The 16828-nt window shown below is 41.4% G+C and carries 12 protein-coding genes; 5 read left to right on the forward strand and 7 right to left on the reverse strand.

Annotated elements, in window-relative coordinates:
* Positions 1-11: 11 nt before the first annotated feature.
* Together PASHI_RS15975 and PASHI_RS15980 are read left to right on the forward strand one after the other, a co-directional pair.
* The gene (locus PASHI_RS15975) at positions 12-1178 is read left to right on the forward strand and encodes a DUF547 domain-containing protein (protein WP_062566317.1); all 1167 of its coding nucleotides are present in this window, start codon (positions 12-14) and stop codon (positions 1176-1178) included.
* A 112-nt stretch (positions 1179-1290) separates the two neighbouring features.
* On the forward strand, positions 1291-4263 hold the full coding sequence (locus tag PASHI_RS15980) for a DUF3857 domain-containing transglutaminase family protein (protein WP_062566318.1): 2973 nt from the start codon (positions 1291-1293) through the stop codon (positions 4261-4263).
* Here PASHI_RS15980 and PASHI_RS15985 read toward each other — a convergent pair.
* The 5 genes from PASHI_RS15985 to PASHI_RS16005 all read right to left on the reverse strand — a co-directional run bounded on the left by PASHI_RS15985 (position 4260) and on the right by PASHI_RS16005 (position 13830).
* Positions 4260-7709: a PAS domain-containing hybrid sensor histidine kinase/response regulator gene (locus PASHI_RS15985; protein WP_062566319.1), complete on the reverse strand. Its 3450-nt coding sequence runs from the start codon at positions 7707-7709 to the stop codon at positions 4260-4262. The two genes, PASHI_RS15980 and PASHI_RS15985, sit on opposite strands and share 4 nt — an antisense overlap.
* Positions 7710-8443: 734 nt before the next feature.
* On the reverse strand, positions 8444-9397 hold the full coding sequence (ylqF, locus tag PASHI_RS15990; protein WP_058586080.1) for a ribosome biogenesis GTPase YlqF: 954 nt from the start codon (positions 9395-9397) through the stop codon (positions 8444-8446).
* A gap of 108 nt (positions 9398-9505) precedes the next feature.
* Positions 9506-10732: a sensor histidine kinase gene (locus tag PASHI_RS15995; protein ID WP_244269407.1), complete on the reverse strand. Its 1227-nt coding sequence runs from the start codon at positions 10730-10732 to the stop codon at positions 9506-9508.
* On the reverse strand, positions 10732-11436 hold the full coding sequence (locus tag PASHI_RS16000; protein ID WP_082710961.1) for a response regulator transcription factor: 705 nt from the start codon (positions 11434-11436) through the stop codon (positions 10732-10734). The genes PASHI_RS15995 and PASHI_RS16000 overlap by 1 nt, the downstream gene beginning before the upstream one ends.
* 9 nt (positions 11437-11445) lie before the next feature.
* Complete coding sequence (locus PASHI_RS16005) at positions 11446-13830, reverse strand: TonB-dependent receptor (RefSeq protein WP_062566392.1); 2385 nt, start codon at positions 13828-13830, stop codon at positions 11446-11448.
* Between the two features lie 272 nt (positions 13831-14102).
* Between PASHI_RS16005 and PASHI_RS16010 the strand changes: the two genes are divergently transcribed.
* On the forward strand, positions 14103-14639 hold the full coding sequence (locus PASHI_RS16010; protein WP_054552313.1) for a YaeQ family protein: 537 nt from the start codon (positions 14103-14105) through the stop codon (positions 14637-14639).
* Positions 14640-14647: 8 nt separating this feature from the next.
* Positions 14648-15253, forward strand: a complete 606-nt coding sequence (locus PASHI_RS16015; RefSeq protein WP_062566321.1) for a PGAP1-like alpha/beta domain-containing protein — start codon at positions 14648-14650, stop codon at positions 15251-15253.
* A 4-nt stretch (positions 15254-15257) separates the two neighbouring features.
* On the opposite strand, the gene PASHI_RS16020 is transcribed toward PASHI_RS16015, so the two are convergent.
* Positions 15258-15467 (reverse strand): hypothetical protein, encoded by a 210-nt coding sequence (locus PASHI_RS16020; RefSeq protein WP_054562952.1) that lies wholly within the window; start codon positions 15465-15467, stop codon positions 15258-15260.
* A gap of 365 nt (positions 15468-15832) precedes the next feature.
* On the opposite strand from PASHI_RS16020, the gene PASHI_RS16025 reads away from it, so the two are divergent.
* Positions 15833-16306 (forward strand): Dps family protein, encoded by a 474-nt coding sequence (locus PASHI_RS16025; protein ID WP_054562953.1) that lies wholly within the window; start codon positions 15833-15835, stop codon positions 16304-16306.
* A 58-nt stretch (positions 16307-16364) separates the two neighbouring features.
* Here the strand turns inward: PASHI_RS16025 and PASHI_RS16030 are convergent, their stop codons facing one another.
* Positions 16365-16766, reverse strand: coding sequence for a hypothetical protein (locus PASHI_RS16030; protein WP_095209738.1), 402 nt, complete (start codon positions 16764-16766; stop codon positions 16365-16367).
* Between the last annotated feature and the right edge of the window lie 62 nt (positions 16767-16828).

Below are 16828 nucleotides of genomic sequence, written 5' to 3' on the forward strand. Positions count from 1 at the left end.
AGGTGGTAAAAATGAAAAGCGCTATAAAGACCACCACATTAACAACATCACTTATTTTGGTAACGGCCTGTAATTCAACGGCTCCTATTAATAAAACAGCCATTACAGCAATTAACCAAGAAAAATTTAGCCAATTTCATCAATATGATGAAAACTCCACAATCACTCTTGATTACACTGGCTATGGGCAAATATTAAGTGCTTCGGTCATTGATTTAGGCATGTCTGACCGCTACCGCATCACCTCACACACCACGACAATTGGTACACATTTATCATCCAGCCCTAAACCTTCAACAGCAACAGAAGCAAACCGCTTTTATTATGATTCATATAAAGACAATCCCAAAATGAGGCAAGCCTTGCAGGTCATACAAAAAAATATGGCCGACCTGCCAAATAAGATTAACTTGAGTAACTTGCCAAAGTCTGAACTGCTCGCTTACTGGTTCAATCTTTATAACGTGACGGTACTCAATGAGTTAGTCCAGCAGTACCCAGTAAAAAACTTATCTAAGCTAATAAACGAAGAGCCAAGTTTTTTTGATAAGCCACGCTTTAACTTTAACGGTAATCAATATTCATTGAACGATATAGAGTACAACATTGTTGCACCGCTATTTAACAATGACCCGCTATTAATATATGGCTATTACCGTGGTTATATTGGTAGCCCAAATTTACTTAACTACCCATATACAGCGAAAAATGTATTTACCGCCCTGACTAACAATGCAGTGCAATTTGTAAATTCAAATCGAGGCAGTGTTATTGATACTCATAGCACACGTGTTTCTTCGTTATACCTTGAAAAGAAAAACTATTTCCCTAACTTTGAAGAAGACTTAGCTGACCATCTTCAATCATTAGTTATTCAAGAACCAGATAAAGACCAAGTTGTGCAAAACCTCTCTTTTAGTCTCGATAATTACGATATTACCGATATTTTAGGTACCGATGTTGCTTATGGTGGAGGTAATGCTGTTGTTGTCGATCCTAGTATTGTGGCACTGGGCTGGGATAAAACATTTACGACCTATGGTAACCACTTAACTAAAGCTGGCACCGTAAGCACATTACGCCGCGAGATTTTGAAAAAAATCACGCAAAAATACTATGAAGTAAATAGTCGCGTTGAAATAAAAGACTTACCTGATAAAGAAAGCACTGAAAATTAGCGCTTATTGAGCATTGGACCTAAAAAGAAGCATTTATATTGAATTTTATTTGGCTCATGCCGTGAAATTCAGTAATTTGTCATATAAAACTAAACGTAATTAGAAAATAACAATGAAATGGATGCACTTACAACTTAAGGTACTGGCTGTTTTTTTATTCTTTGTGAGCTGCTTTGCAGCCGCTGAAGAGTATCAGGTTGCACCCGCAGCTAACTGGGTAAAACAACATAAGTTACTCACCCCTGAGATTCCTCGAGACCAAATACGAGACGGGACTTTCTACCTGATGCTCGACACTCAGCTTCAGGTATCTGAGCAAGCCCCACAGCAACGCTTTAATCGTACTGTAATGCAAGCAGTCAATCAGTCTGGGGTTGATTATATTAGCCAGCTGAATATTGATTTTGACCCAAATTATCAATCTCTTACGCTCAATAGTTTAGGCATCATTCGTGACGGCCAATATATAGATAAACTAAATAGTGCCGAGCTACAGGTGTTACAACGCGAGACTGACTTAGCAAGTCGTATATACAATGGCACCTTAAGCCTAAATGTCATTATTGATGATATGCGGGTCATGGATATTTTAGATTACAGCTATACGATTTCGGGGAGTAATCCTGTTTATCAACACTTCAGCACCATGCGCACACTGAACTGGTCGGTGCCGATAGTGCAGCAATTTATGCGGGTAAAGTGGCAAAAGCCTACGCCCTTATATATCAACTTTATGAATGGCGAGTCACCAGTTACTAAAACCAAGCTAGATACGGGTTTTGACTACCAAATTAGCCAACACAATGAGCCGACAATTCGCTCCGCAAGCGAAGTACCGCATTGGTATTCACCTTACAAAGAAGTGTATTTCTCTGAAGTAAATAATTGGCAAGAGGTGATCAATTGGTCGTTACCTTTATACCAATCGGCCATCGAAGTAAGCCCTGCTATTGAAACAATTGCCCGTCAAATTAAGTTTCAACATACCGATTTAGAGTCTCAAATTGTTGCAGCCCTGCGCTTTAGCCAAGACGAAGTACGTTATTTAGGCCTAGAAATGGGCACCAACTCGCACCAGCCTACTCCTGCATCAGAAACCTTGGCACTGCGCTATGGCGACTGTAAAGACAAAACCGTCTTGCTCATTTCTTTACTTAAAGCGCTCGGCGTAGAGGCTCATCCAGCTTTAGTTAACACCGAAGACAGGAAACGTACTGCCAGCTTACCGGTCTCTCCTAGCTTGTTTGACCATGTGATTGTCACCTTAGAGCACCAAGGTAAGCGCTATTGGCTTGATCCAACCATTTCGTATCAGCGCGGCGATTTAGCACATTTAGCTCAACCGAACTACGATGTCGCGTTAATAATAAAGCAAGGTGAAACAGGCTTTACAGATATGTTCACAGAACCTGCCCTAAAACGCGTTCAGGTTTTTGATAATTATCAGATCCCAGAAGGTATTAATGAGCCAGTTAGTTTTTCAACTCAATATAAATACGGCGACTTTGAAGCAATTAACCGCCGTAGTTCAATCGCTAAAAACAGCTTAAAAAGCATAGAAGATGATTACCGCGAATATTATCAAGATACCTACAAGGGCTTAAAAACAGTCAAACCTATGCTGGTTGAATCTCCAGAAGACACCGGTCAGCTAATTACCAATGAGCACTATACTATTGATAACTTTTGGCGACCTGAGGGTAATGATTTTCAAAACGACTTTTACGCCAGTGAAATTCAAAACTCAGTTTATAAGCCAGAACAGCGAGAGCGTAACAATGCACCAATGTGGTTTCGTTACCCTAATAATATCGAAACAACCATAAAGGTTACGTTTACGGATACTAATTGGCAGTTTGATGATGAGCAGGTCACGATCGACAACCCATTTTTTCATTTCGAAAAACGCGTGACATTTAAAGACTCGGTGTTGACCTTATACTTTGATTACAGCGCTAAGCAGGATCACATCCCAGCCGATCAAATAGACCATTACCTAAGCGAGCGCAAAAAACTCAATAACGCGACCCATTTCGGCATCATTAAATACGGCACAAATAGCTCAACAACCACACCAGCGGATGACGAAACCAACTGGTATAGCGTTTTTATTTTAAGTTACTTGGCGGCAATCATCTTTTTCATCGCGGCTTGGCGTATAGAAGCAAGTAACCGCCCAGTTTTTGCTGAGCAACAGTTCTACCCTGTCAGTAACAGTAAGTTTGTTATTTACAGCTTATTGAGCTTAGGAATATTCATTCACTACTGGAGCTATCGCAACTGGAAAGCGATAAAAGAGCAACAACAAAGCCACATTATGCCTATTGCTCGAGGGATATTCGCACCTCTGTTTTTTATTCCGTTGTTACTTGAACTTTGCAAGCACAGCGAGCAAACCTTTGGCAAAAATAAGATCATGCCCGTTGCGGTTGGGTTCGTGTTATGGCTGGCGATTATCATTGCTGAAGTCGTAAGCTATAACTGGGAATACGGTACTTGGCTGTTTTTAGTTATACCTATTCTATGGTTGCCACTGGTTAATTACATTCAAAACCTCAAGCAACCAGAACAGGCTCTTGAGTACCACTCTCAGTGGCGAGCGAGGCAGGTTATCATTTCGATATTCATGTTGCCTTGGTTATTTTATGGCTTGATTTATGAGCTATATTTGTTGCCAAGCTCAACCATAGTAACCGGCGATAAGCTTTGGTCCTATCAAGTTAACTTTCTAAAAAGAAAAGAAATTATTCCTGCCAACGAGAATGTGCACTATTTTTATAGTGACGCATTTTTCGATTTTAAAACTGATGGAAACGGCATCACAGAAAACACCATTTTTAGTTACTGGGAAAATGAGCAAGGTGTGCTCGAAAAAGATCAACGCCGCTTTAGTGACATTAAAGAGCTCAACGTTGATTATGCTAAAAGCGCCCTACTAACCACCACGGTAACTGTCATTGACCACAATGGTGATGAAATGCTGTTATTTTTGAGCCATGAAGATGACTTAGATAAGAAGTTTGTCGCTGAGGTAGAGCGCTTAATTAAAGCCAATACCCCAGCAACTGAGCAAAACGCAGATTAAGTCAGTCGCTTAATCATGCGTTTTAAGGCGGGCGCTTTCAGAGGCTTATAAAGCAATGGATAGCCCGCATCGAGCACTAACTCGCGTATGCCTTCATCATGATTCGCAGTATTAACGATGGCTGGTAAGCGTGTTAGTGCCGCTTGCTCAATCACTTCAAGTCCCGTTACCCCATCATCAAGCTGATAATCAATAATCAACAATTGCGGCAGGGCTTGGCTTGCCTTTAACTGCTCAAGCTCCACTAAGTTTGTGGCTGTTGAGATTTCACAGCCCCAATTTTCGAGTAGCTGCTTTAGTGCCTCTAACACGTTGCGGTCGTTATCAAGCAACCAAATACGCAATTGCCCCAGCTCGGTTTCTTGTGATGCCTCAGCGCCTTTCGCTTGCGCTGGCGCAGTACTCACTTTACAAGGCAGAGTTAGGGTAAATTGCGTGCCTTTACCAAGTTCAGACCCCATCACTAGCGGAATTTTAAGTAAGTCACATATACGTTTAGTGATTGCCAACCCTAAGCCTAACCCCTCGGCGCTTGGTTTTGCACCAAGCTGTTTAAACTCTTGGAAAATAGTTTGTTGATCGCTCGATGCAATACCAATCCCTGTGTCTTCAACAATAAAGGATACATGGTCATCGTCGTACTGCATTTTCAAGCGTACTTCACCTTGCTCGGTATAACGAATCGCATTACTCAAAAGGTTACGTAGTACTCGGCGTAACAGCGCTTTGTCGGTATGCAGGCGCACATCACAGGTTTCAATAATAAACTTTAAGCCTTTTTCACGGGCAAGGGCTTCGTAGTCATTACGCAGTGGCTCAACCAACGAGCTGGCAGCAAACTCGCTCATTTGTACTTTAAACGAGCCTGAATCGAGCTTGGTTAACTCTAAAATACTCGATAACAACTCTTCGGCGCTGCCTAATGAATTCTTAATATTCATCGCCAGCTCTTTAAGTTCGGTGTCTTGGGCTTTTTCATTCATTAAAGAACAAAACAAACTCGCAGCATTGAAAGGTTGCAGTAAATCATGGCTGGCAGCGGCAAAAAAGCGCGTTTTACTGACCGTTGCTTGTTCCGCCACTTGCTTTGCCATCGACAACTCTTGGTTTGCTTGAGTCAATGCCAAGGTGCGTGCTGCGACTTTTTCTTCAAGGCTAACATTTGCTTCGGTTAACGCTTTTTGTTGTTTTACGAACTCGGTGATGTCGGTATAGGTTGTTACAAAGCCACCACCGGGCAGTGGGTTACCTTGCATTTCAAACACCCGGCCATCATTGTGCGAGCGCTGGTATTTATAAGCGCTGCCTTGGCGTAAATAGGCTAAGCGTTTTTCGACTTCGCTGGTCATGCTCTCACCGCTAAATAAGCCGCGCTCGGCATTAAAACGAATAATGTCGGCAACCGGGCGGCCTATGTAAAGCGCATCATCTGGGTAGGCGAACATGTTTTTGTAGCCTTGGTTCCAAGCTACCAAGCGCAGCTCACTATCAACTACACTGATCCCTTGTTGAATGTTTTCGATTGTTGATTGCAGTAAGTCACGATTAAATTTAAGTACTTGGCTTGCTTCATCCACAAACTCAGCAACCTGCTCTAGAGGCTGGCGCTGCTCATTTTTCGCCACATCTAAAATAAGCCGTGCCGATGCGCCGCCGATCACCGCAGACATCTCGCGCTCAACTAATAGCTCTAACTCGACATTGGCAGGGCGCTTCCACTTACTTTTATCATCCGGAAAGTAATGATTTACCAAAGACTGTGCCGCTTCTTTTTCGGCAAATCGTTGCAATAGTGCACCTAGGTCATGGTAGCTCAAAGGCTGTAGATGATTGCTTACCTTCGAATCATTCAGCTGCGAAACAAACTTATTACTCTGTAAGCGTTCAGCTAAGGTTGCTCGACTAAATAACGGTACTAAGAAATACACTAAACAGTTCGCACCTAGCGATAGCAATAAAGCTTGGCTAATGCTTTCCATGCCTAATGAGAATAAGTCGGTTGGTGCTAACCAGCTTATTCCCCACGGTCCATTCACAAGCCATAAGCTATCGCTTCCTAAACCTCCGGCGATATTCGGTAGTAAAAGTGTATAACCCCAAATAATAAAACCGCTTAAAATCCCCAATTGCGCACCGCGACAGGATGCTTGTCGCCACCATAAGCCTATGATCATGGCCGGCGAAAATTGCGCGACTAAGGTGAACGACATCAAACCCACATTGGCAAGGGTTGTACTTTCGCCCAGCACTCGGTGAGTGAAGTAACTAAGCAATAGAATCAATACGATAACGATTTTACGCGCATGTAAAAGGTTATTTTTATCAAGCCCGCGACTACTCGATGTAAGTTGCGAGCGGCGTAAAATAAATTGGTTAATAAAGTCATTAGTGATCATCACTGAAAGCACAATTGATGACACAATCACCATACTGGTTGCCGCTGAAAAGCCGCCTAAAAAGGCTAATAACGCCACAAAAGCATCATCAGCCGCCATGGGTAAAGCCAATACAAAGGTGTCGTAGCCGACTTCTTGACCTTGAAAGTAAATTAATCCGGCGTATGCAATCGGTAGAATAAACAGGTTAATAAGTAAGAGGTAAATCGGAAATAGCCAACGCGCCGAGGCCAGCTCTTTATCGTTATTTTTTTCGATAAAGCTCATGTGGAATTGTCTTGGCAAACATAAGGTCGCCAAAATACCAAGCAAAGTATGAGCAACATACACATAGGTTGGACTTTGTGTGGCCGCCACTTGCTGATCAATATTTAGGTCATGCGCTTTTTCAAACAGCGCCACTGGGCTATCAAATAGTGCAAAACACACATACAAACCCACCGCTAAAAACGCCAACAACTTAACCACAGACTCAAAGGCAATACTGGCTATCAAACCTGGATTATGTTCGCTGGGCTTTAGCCGCCTCGCGCCGAATAAAATAGCAAATAGTGCCAATACAATCGTGATGTAAAAAGTGCTATCGGCCCATACTTCATGGCTTTGTGTGGCAGCACGATCGGTAAGTAAGTTGATACTTTGTGCCGTTGCACTCAGCTGTAAAGAGATATAGGGCACAATGGCAATCACTGAAATCAATGAAATGAGCCCAGACAAACTCGACGACTGACCATATCGGGTCGCAATAAAATCTGCCATTGAGGTTATTTTTTGCTGCCGACAAATATGCGCTATGCGGCAATAAACTTGCCAGCCAAAAATGAATAACAAAATAGTACCGGCATAGGTCGGAGCCAACCACCAGCCATTGTATGCAGCTTGTGCTGTGGTACCAAAAAACGCCCAAGAGGTGCAATACACCCCAAGTGATAAACCATAGGTTAAGCCTTTAAAAGGCAATACTTTTCTTTTATCAGCCCAGCCTGCAACCGCAAATAAAATTGCCAGATATACAATTGCAAGAAGGCTTATTGACCAAATTGAGAACATCGCATGTGATTATTTTAATTGTTATAGCCCCAGCATAGTTTTTATTGCACGTAATTTACAGCCTAACTTTAGTGCTAATACATTGTATTACGGAAGTTTAAAAAACAAACACAAAGAAATGAGAATTATTTTCAATTGAGTGTTGACAGCCACGTAAATCTAATTGATAATCACTATCAACAAGACAATAAAGTGTTATGACTTGTTCGGAATAAACTGATTTGTTTCTCGACCCTGAAACACGTGTGGCCCACGATAAAGCTAAGATCGCCTGTTGCTAATCGCAACGCCCCTTGATATTGGCAACAGGTGATCGCCCTACTATTTTACTTGCTACATTGCTCATATCGGTGACGGTAGATATGAAACTCAAAAAGCCCTTACAGGGCTTTTTTTATGTCTAAAATTCGTACCAAATCTGCAACTCAAACTAAATGAGAATTATTTTCAAAAAGGTGTTGACAGCATCGCAAACCTAATTGATAATTAATCTCAACAAGCCAAGCGAAGTATGATGACTTGTTCAGATTGAATTTGTTTCTCCCCAGAAACGCGTGTCGCCACGTTAAAGCTTTAGCTTATATGTTACTAATGGCAACGCCCCTTGATATTGGCGACATATAAGCGACCCTACTTATTTTACTTGCTACATTGCTCATATCGGTGACGGTAGATATGAAACTAAAAAAGCCCTTGCAGGGCTTTTTTTATGTCTAAAAATTAATGCATTAACTTTATCGACGGTTCTTACGTGCACGTGCACGGCGTTGCTTTTTCTCTTCTTCTTTAGCGGCTTTTTTCGCCTCTGCAGCAGCGCGAAGCTCAGCAACCATTTGCTCTTCTTCTTCACGCATAGCTGGTGTTTCCATGGTAATACGACCAATAATGCCATCGCGTAATTCGTTAATAAGAATTTCAGACATTTTGTAAGTATCGATTTGATTACCACCACGGATACAACCACGCTTTTTACCTGCCATTTCAACAAACTCCCAGTCAGACTCTGGTAGCTCATCAATTTTATAGCGGCTTTTTAAAAGCTCTGGGTATGCTTGCAATAAATATTCAGCGGTGTAACTTGCCACTTCTTCGTAGTCGATAGCGGTATCACGAATAGCGCCAGTTGCCCCTAAACGATAACCTGAGTTTTCGTTCTCTACTTTAGGCCATAACATACCCGGTGTGTCGTAAAGCATAATGCCATCGTCAAGCTTAATACGTTGCTGCGCTTTGGTTACCGCAGGTTCATTACCTGTTTTTGCCACGATACGGCCAGCTAAGGTATTAATAAGAGTTGATTTACCAACGTTAGGAATACCCATGATCATGGCTTTAATTTGTTTATCAGCGCCTACTTTATGCGGCACTAATTTTTTACAAAGCTCATTAATACGATGTACTTCACCCGCTTTATCATTACCAAAATCAATCGCTTTTACGCCACTTTGCTGCTCAAAGTAGTCTTTCCAAGCTTGCGTTAACTTAGGATCAGCCAAGTCCGCCTTGTTCATGATTTTGATCACCGGCTTGTCGCCACGCAGCGCAGTAACCATTGGGTTTTCACTACTATAAGGAATACGGGCATCAAGTACCTCAATGATCACATCCATCTGTGGCATGATTTCTTTAATTTCGTTTCGGGCTTTGTTCATGTGACCCGGGAACCACTGTATTCCTGTTCTACTCATTAGATTATTAAGCTCTTTATTTTAAAGGCTAACGCCATGGGGATTTTGCTGATAGGTATAGTTTACTACATCAAGCAGGATTGTTTAAAAATAAAATCATGCCTTCCATCACCACGAAAGACGAGCGACTACATGCGCTGTATCTGCATGCAGTGAGAATGACCAACCATTGCGCTCACATAAGCGTTGCACAATACCTAAACCTAAGCCGTAGCCATGAGAGGCTGTTTCAGTCGCCGTATGTTGGGCATCACCGTCACTGAACTGATTAGTGATTAATAATTCATGCTCTTTAATCAAAATTGCAATCGGCTCCTGTCCTGCAAGGGTATGCTCAAACGCGTTTCGCACCAGGTTATTAATCGCAATAGAAAATGCCTGTGCATGCCCATAAATTATGGGATTGGCGAGCTCATCAAGTTCAACACCAACGAGCTTACCGTTTAACAAATAGCGTTGCTGCTCTACTGCTTTTCTTACCAGTGGCATTACTAAAAACTGCTCATCATACAAGCCATCATCAGTTTCACGAGCAAGACACAAAAACATTTCGATCATTGTATTCATGTCGTGTGTTGCCCGCCTTACACGATCTAGCACCTTCATATCGGCAGGAGTCAATTGGCTTTGTTCTAAAAGCTCTAGGGCACCGGTAATGACTGTCACTGGTGTGCGCAATTCATGGCTTGCTGAGTCTGTAAAATAGCGTTCTCTTGCGATGAATGCACTCACTCGCTCAAAAGCCTGCTCTATTGTACTTGCGAGCATGCCAACTTCATCATTTGTATATCGGTTAGCATGTATACGCTTGTAATCTTCGTTTGATAATTGCTCAGGATTAATGTCGGCCACAGCTTTAGCAAGTTGAGTTACGGGAGCCAAAGCTCGACGCATCACAACAATTCCAAGCCCAAAGCCTAATAACCCCAATGTTCCTACAAGGCTGCTAATAATAAGTAATAACCACCAATCCTCTGACGAAGAAGCCTCAATCTGCGCGACATCAAACACTACAAACCCAGGTGACTGCTCATTGCCTGTATCAATTACGGCAACATGTAATTCTTCGCTATCAAATTCATACAAGCCTACTGCTGGATTTGTTTGCGCCCACGCTTGAAGTGATTGAGGTAAGTTATCTACTTTATCGTACGCCTTAAGATTTGTAGTAATAGCAGGGTAGTTATCTGATGCAACTTGCAATTGCTGGGTTAGCACGCGATCTTCACTCAATCTTATTGCAGCAAAGAAAGCAAACCCCCATGCAATACTGAGCACAGCCACACACATTGCAAACGCGATAGCGACACGTTTGTGCAAACTATGCCGATACATTATTGCACGTCCTTTGCAATTCGATAGCCGATACGGTGCACTGTATGAATCAATGGTGTATCAAATGGTTTATCAATTGCCTGTCTTAACTTGTACATGTGCGAACGAAGCGCATCACCATCGGGAGGCTCATCTGCCCATAATAAAGTTTCGAGACTATCGCGTGTAACAACAGAAGGAGATACCTCCATTAACCGCTGCAATAACTTCATACTTGCAGGATTAAGCTCAATAAGCTGGCCTGCACGATGTACTTGCAAGGTGGACTTATTCATCGTTAGATCAGACACAGTCAATATCTTGTTGGTATTACCGTGACTCCGCTTATAAAGAGCTTGCAGGCGCACATGTAACTCTTGCAATGCGAATGGCTTAACCAAATAATCGTCGGCTCCGACTGCAAACCCTCTCAGTTTATCATCAAGCGTGTCTCTCGCAGTGAGCATAAGTACAGGTGTTTCAACGTCAGCTTCAGCTCGCAACTTTTGACAAAAGTGTAAGCCATCCATCCCTGGAAGCATTAGGTCTAAAACAATGACATCAAACTTGTTGTTCATCGCTAGTTGCATTGCACTTATACCGTCATAAGCAAAGTCCAAGAGATAACAGTGCCTTTCTAGATACGCAGCAATATTCGCACTAATGTCACGATTATCTTCAACAATCAAAGCTCTGATCGGCTCAGTATTCAAAGCATCTAGCATTTTTCTTCCTTACCAAGCGTAATCTAATCGCAATCCGATCAGCGGTTCAGCTTCGCTATCGTCAACGACTTCAATTCCTCGGCGGTAATCAAACTCAGTGTCATCAGCTGATGAAGCTGCCGTGACATTTATAACATCAAGGAAGGCGGTAACATCAATAGGACCAAAGGCACGTCGGTAATCTACACGAACATTCAATGAGCCTGATCCTTCTTTACGGCCAACATTACGCTCTGTAATTTCCTTAGAGTAACGTAAAGGCTGTCCTGGCCCCAAAACATCTTCATGTACAATAAATATGTCATCTGGTCTGCCAGAAAGGTATTTATATCGTCCAGCAAGTTTCCAACGGTCACTTATTTCCCATGTCAGCCCTAACGTGGCAACATGTTCACGACTAAATTCAGCAGCTACGTCGCCAAAACCATCCTTTCGGTCTACGACCGCATCATTGTAAGAATAGGTTGCACTGGCGTAAAGACCTTCGAAAATAGTAGCATTAAGCACAAAATCAGCACCATATGAAGTACCATCACCATCATTTGCATAAGTTCCACTGGTACGGTCTAGGTCAACCACTAAGTCGCTAAGTTGCTGATAATAAACTTCCGTTAGTAATGACCAGTTGGCATTAGGGAAATATTTAAAACCAACACTCGTATGGGTAATTTTTTCAGTTTTAAGATTATTAGTCTCGTTAGCTGCAAGTTCTAAATATCGCGGTGACTGATGAAATAACCCCGCCGTTGCAAAATACCTTACCTTTTGACTTGGCATCCAGTTAATGCTGAATCGAGGTGATATAAAACTTTCATCAGCAAACCCATCTCGTTCAAATCGTAAACCTGTACCAAAATCCCAATCACCCATTTCAAAAATTTGTTCTATATAGCCTGCATAGTTTAATTCTTTCAAAGACGTGACTGAATTAAGGCTTTCAGGGGTTAGTACAATAAACTTTTGCTGTGGGTCTGGTCTATAATCGTCACTATCATAAACATACCGACTCCATTCACCATCTAAAAAGGTGCTGTAATCTAGTTCAATTTGCGTAATTCGGGCACCGACGCTCAACATCCCTAATTGATTTTCTACCTCGAAATCACTTCTCCAACCAATTTCTGTTTCACCTTCAGATATAGTGATAATGTCTTCTCGAATAGGGTATTCAGAAGCTGGCGTTCCCTCGGGCACAAAATCTGGATAAGCCTCACCTTCAGAGCTCAATTTATCACTTTTTCGGTAGTAAACTTTATTAGTCAAAACAGCGGTTTCACCAAGTAACGTGGTCAATGTTAAACCATACAAGTCACTATCTTGCTCAGCATTTTGCAATGCAGTATCTTCAAAATTAGGTGATTCAGAAACATGCTCAACGCCACGAGTATATTTCTCATGCGTATCCATGAGTAACACTTCAAAAGTGTTATTTTGATTAATGGGTATCACTGATTTAAAAATAATATCCCTTAAAACAGGTTCACCAATATCTAGCTCTTCGATAGTTTCAAACAAGGCACCAAAATCTAACCGCCTTGCAGAAAAAAGCATAGTTGCTTCATCAGTGATATTTATAGGGCCGTCATAACCTACTTCATAACCAGCAAGGTCGTAGCGAAAACTTGCTGATGGACTAGGGTTACCATCGGCCACTTCTAGCTTCAGTAAAGACCCTGCACGACCACCATAAGCTGCTTGCCACCCGCCAGGTGAAAATTCTGCTCCATTTATCACATTTGGGGCAAATATAGAAAAGCGACCACCGCCGCCTACATCTTCCTCTTCACCTAACGTCGCATCAAAGTGAATAGCTTTATCAAAAGGAAAATCATCAACAAAGAGTAAATTATCTCTTGGGCCTCGACCACGCACACTGAAACTTGCAAATTCACTGTCAGATGCGACACCTGGCAATCCATCTAGAGAAAGTAGTGGATCTGCACCTCCTCCCACGGCACTTCGCAGAGATTCTCTGTCGAGATAGGTGCTAGAGCCTGAAGTAAATGTATCAGCTTGTTGGGCTCTTACTTCAACTACTTCTATGGCTTGTTCTCTAAGGTCAAATTCAACCTTCGTATTTTTACGAGTTACAACGCGAATACTTGGTTCGTATAAAGCCGCAAAGCCACTTTTTGTAATCTTTATTGAGTAAAGGCCCGGGTCGAGTTGCTCAACAGCAATACGCCCTTGTAGATCAGTTTGTAAGGTTTGTATTGCAGAGGTTTCTCGTTCCTTAAGTATGACTTGTGCGTTTGGAAGTGGTCGATCTGTAGTCTGATTTTTAACAATAACCGTTATTGCCCCTGGCTCTTCTACTGCGTAAGAGTAAAATGCCAAACTACTCAACAATAGCCATGCAAATGACCAGAGTATCTGTCTAAATTGTTCTTTCATAATTGCGTCCCTCTTGGCACCAACCATGATCTTGATTTCAATAACTTGCACATACTTTCATCCTCCCAAATAGCCCTAATTATTGAATTCGAATTAATCAACTTTAGACGTTAGCAAAGTAAATGTGACTAAAATGTCACCGGCGTAATTTAGGTTTATGAATACTGCTTTTGATAATAGATAAGGATTAATCAAAAGTTTCGCTGGAGATATTTAAGCGTCGGTAAGATTAATTGCGCTATAATGACGCAAATTTTTTCAAGTAAGCAATTATGGCTCTTAAATCAACCATTATTAAAGCGCAATTATCGTTAAGCGATATGGACCGCCACATTTATCAAGATTTCAATTTAACACTGGCACAACACCCATCAGAAACCGAACAACGCTTGATGATCCGCTTGTTGGCTTTTGCGCTAAATGCCCGTGAAGGCTTAGAGTTTACTAAAGGCTTATGCGCCGATGATGAGCCTGAGCTTTGGCACATTAACTATAGCGAAGAAATTGAATTATGGGTTGAGCTTGGGCTACCAGACGAAAAACGCCTGAAAAAAGCCTGCAATAAGTCGAAGCAAGTTGTTTTATATACCTACGGAGAAAATAACCAAGCGATTTGGTGGCAAAAACATCAACCTAAGTTGTATGATTTTAAAAACTTAAGTATTTTTAGTCTCGATTATGCCGCGACTCAGGCATTAGCCGACTTAGCTGATCGCAATATTAAGCTCACTATTACCATTCAAGATGGTGAAGTATGGGTTAGCTCAGATACAGCAAATATCGAAATTAAACCACAACAGTTAATGTAAGGAATGCGATGGCAATTAGGCAAGTTGTAGTATTACACGGACTTTATATGTCAGGCTTTGTGATGCGCCCACTGTGCGCGCGTCTTGAAAAGTCAGGTCTAAAAATACTCAATTTGACCTATAACACGCTCTCTCCCGATAGAGCGGCAATTTTCGATAAGATTGATCGCTTTATCGGTGGTAAACCTACCGCCTTAGTTTGCCATTCGATGGGTGGCTTAGTTGCTCGCGCTTACTTAGAGGCCAATTCTCTTCAAAGTCGCCATGTCGAAAAGGTGATCACCTTAGGCACCCCGCATAAAGGCAGTCATATTGCTAAGCAAATGCAGCAAAAGGGCTTTGAAATGCTGTTAAAAAATAGCGTGGAGTTTTTATTATCTGAGAATGGCGATTGGCCGTTTAATGCCAAGCTTTATAGTATTGCTGGTGACTTACCAATAGGGCTAATGCCACTGATTGCTAAAGGCAGTGTCTCTGATGGTACAGTTTTGATAGATGAAACCAAACTCAATGGCATGGCAGAACATAAGGTGTTTCATTTGAGTCACACCAGTATGATCTACTCACGCCAAGTGATGGATTACATTATTAAGCTTATAAATCAAAGTGAGTGATACTTTAATCTTCAGCACTTGCAGCCACTTTATATGAGATTAAAACAATGATCCCTAAGATCAATGGTACAGGTGCAGCAATATAGCCAAAGGTATCAAAGTTTGCGAAGCTAGCACCAGCTAGATGACCTACCAAACCGATAACAAATGCAAGTAATGCAATCACTACAACAACTATTTCAGCTTTGCTTTCTTTAACTGTTTTACCGTCCATTTTTCTTCTCCTGGTTAAATGCGGTAAAGTCATTATGCGCTTATGGTTCGTTGTTTTTTTGACCTAAATCAAGTTCTAAATCGGCGTATTTATCAGCGAGTACAAACCTTGTTTTAGATCATACTTTCTGCCTAATTTTTGAATATTTGCAAAATAAGGTAGATTTTTTGCTCAGTTGCCCCAAGTCTATATAAAAGTAATTCAAAGTTATGTTGATAGTGCACAAATGGACAAAACCAACCTTTGATAGCTAAAACCTATCACTGTGTTCGAATTAAACCATTTTACAGATTAGCCAAGATGGCTAATACTTAACACCAAGCACTAGCAAGTAAACACTTAACGGTTTTTTTAAGGAGCAATCTATGTCACAGGTAAATGCAATTGGTTTAAACAGCGCAAAAAGTGAAGATATCGTAAATTCACTAAACTCTTTACTAAGCTGCTACCAAATCCAATACATGAACGCACGCGGCTTTCATTGGAATATTAAAGGTCGTAACTTTTTTGAATTACACCTTAAGTTTGAAGAAATTTATAACTTACTACTTGAGAAAGTAGACGAGATTGCAGAGCGTATTTTAACGTTAGGCGGTACACCGGTACATGCATTCTCTGAGTACATCGAAGATAGCAAGATCAGTGAAGCTAAAAATATTACTGAAGGTACTGCTGCAGTAGAAAACCTTTTAGCAGGTTACAGCACACTTATTCAAATGCAGCGTGAAATCCTTGCACAAGCAGGTGATGCAGATGACGAAGGTACAGCATCGCTAATGGGCGACTACATTAAAGAACAAGAGAAACTTGTTTGGATGTTAAAAGCCTACCTTGGTTAATATTTAGAATTGACACGAAAAAGCCCTCAAATGAGGGCTTTTTTATATTTAGAAAGCATTACTTTAACCACTTTCTTAAATTATCGTACTCGGGTCTTGCTTGAAAAAAGCTTTCAGCATCTGGGTGAAAGTTAATATCCATTTCTACGCCAGACCAAACTGTCTCTAATAAATTGCGAGCAATGATATTAGCTTTAATATAATCAACGCGTTTGTAACCCCGCGCTTTTACAGCCTGAAAGTAAGCCTTTGCAATCTCAATACTATCTGCAGTTGCTAATTCAAATTGTTCCAAATTAACCACAGCATACTGAATTGAATTTTCAGGGTACTTCATGATTTCTTGACCGACTTCAATACTAAATGAAGCAACGGCTTCTTTATTAAAGCTGCCACTAACTTCCACATAAATCACTGGCGGCTCAACAAAATAACGCCAATCACCATGGGCTTTAAACATGCTCACCCCTTTGAAATACAACTTAAGTTTACGCTTATAAAATTTATTTACTTATTTATCTA

Origin of the sequence: Pseudoalteromonas shioyasakiensis, from assembly GCF_001550135.1 — a bacterium.
Classification (GTDB): Bacteria; Pseudomonadota; Gammaproteobacteria; order Enterobacterales; family Alteromonadaceae; genus Pseudoalteromonas; species Pseudoalteromonas shioyasakiensis.